Origin of the sequence: Methyloterricola oryzae (genome assembly GCF_000934725.1) — a bacterium.
GTDB lineage: Bacteria > Pseudomonadota > Gammaproteobacteria > Methylococcales > Methylococcaceae > Methyloterricola > Methyloterricola oryzae.
The window spans coordinates 1-1,622 of the sequence record NZ_JYNS01000066.1 but is presented as its reverse complement, the minus strand read 5'-3'; the positions used below and the strand labels follow the sequence as shown (position 1 = coordinate 1,622).

General features: G+C 55.4%; 1 protein-coding gene. It reads right to left on the bottom strand.

Annotation, left to right across the window (positions count from 1 at the left end):
• Positions 1-873: 873 nt before the first annotated feature.
• Positions 874-1,527: an IS6 family transposase gene (locus EK23_RS21270; protein WP_045227406.1), complete on the bottom strand. Its 654-nt coding sequence runs from the start codon at positions 1,525-1,527 to the stop codon at positions 874-876.
• Positions 1,528-1,622: the final 95 nt, after the last annotated feature.

The window sequence follows — 1,622 nt, the reverse complement described above, 5'->3', positions numbered from 1 at the left end:
GTGTGGAACCAGAAAGTCGGTCAGTTGAATCTGATCTGACAACCCAGCGCACCCAAAACGGGTAACTGTCAGATCAGGTCGCGACTTCTACAGTTCATCTGTCGGCCACTGGGGCGCAAGCCTTCCCGTTTGATCGTTTCCGATTTGTTTGTGGTGTTCAGTGGCGGCGTGTTCTGCCCCGTAGTCGACCTTTTCGCGCATCAACTGCGCAAAGATCTCGCAGGCTCGATCATGAAATGAGCTGACAGGACCACAACTCGCCTCGTGAATGGTTATTGTCACGACGGACTTTCTTGTCCAACTGGTCGCGTAATGCCGGGATAGCTTCGCCCCAATAAGGAAGATCAGCGACGGCACCGTGGCCCCAACCGAACAGACCATGGACGAATACGATGTGCTTAGCTCTCATAGTTCCCTCCAAAGACGGTCACATTCACCAAGGCAGCCGAACACCGACTGCCGAGGGAGAGTGCAACAGATCGTCGACTTCCTGGAAAGCCCGCTATTGCCGATCGACCCCAAACGGAGCGGATTGAAGTCGGGTCGAGGCCATTGTCTCGAACAGTCGAGTTAACCCACATGGCTGCAGGGGGCACCCTCTCGATTTCAAGTATCCCAATCCTTATTGACGCGGGGATTAGCGGAGAAGCAGCTGGATCTCCTCCAGAACCAGCCTCCGAGGGAGATCCTGCGCGAGATCGTGCCGGCCGATTAAGTAGGCACACAGATGGTGAAGTTGCACCTTTCCTGCAGTACTGCACTCAATGCGAGAAAAAGCCAGACCTATCGTAAGTTAGCACCGAAAGTCGCGGATCCTCGTAAAGGTGAGAGTCTTCAGGCAAGACTATGGGCGCACGTCGCCTCCTTCCAAGTTTAAAACGCGTGAAGACGAGCTGCGCGACAGTTGGCAGCTGTCGTGTGCCTATGGAGAATCCGAAACAGGTTGCCGATGTGAGCATGAGTCGACAAGAGCCTTTGGGCTTGCTTCGGTGATTTGAAGCCGCGCATCTGCCGCTCCTTTTGTCGGGTCGGTTGATGCGACAATTCAGTCCGATTGTTGAGGCCCTTGTGATGTCGGTGTTCAATGACCGGTATGATGTCGCGCTTGGCCGCCCCGTAGCTCTTGAGCTTGTCGGTCACGAGGACTCGGGGGACGTAGCACAGTCCCTTGAGCAGTTTGCGGAAGAAGCGCTTGGCAGCTTTCCGATCCTGACGGGACTGCAGCAGAATATCGAGCGTGTAGCCATCCTGATCCACGGCCCGCCAAAGATAGTGGTGCTTGCCGTTCTTGGTCAGGACGACTTCGTCCAGGTGCCACTTGTCCCCGCGGTGTGGCTGCCGGCGAAGAAGAGCATTGGCATAGGTCTGGCCGAACTTGAGCGTCCAATGGCGGACGGATTCATGGCTGACAATGATCCCGCGATACGCCAGGATTTCTTCCACGTCCCGGAAGCTCAGCGTAAACCGGAAGTACAACCATACGGCGTGGCTGACGATTTCAACTGGATACCGGCAGCCGAAGTAAATTGTAGAAGTTCAGACTTGATTTGACAGAGTTCCTTGCCGCGAGGTGGGGTTACCCGTTTTGATAGAGGTGCGAAGCTTCATCGAAACGGCGCGTG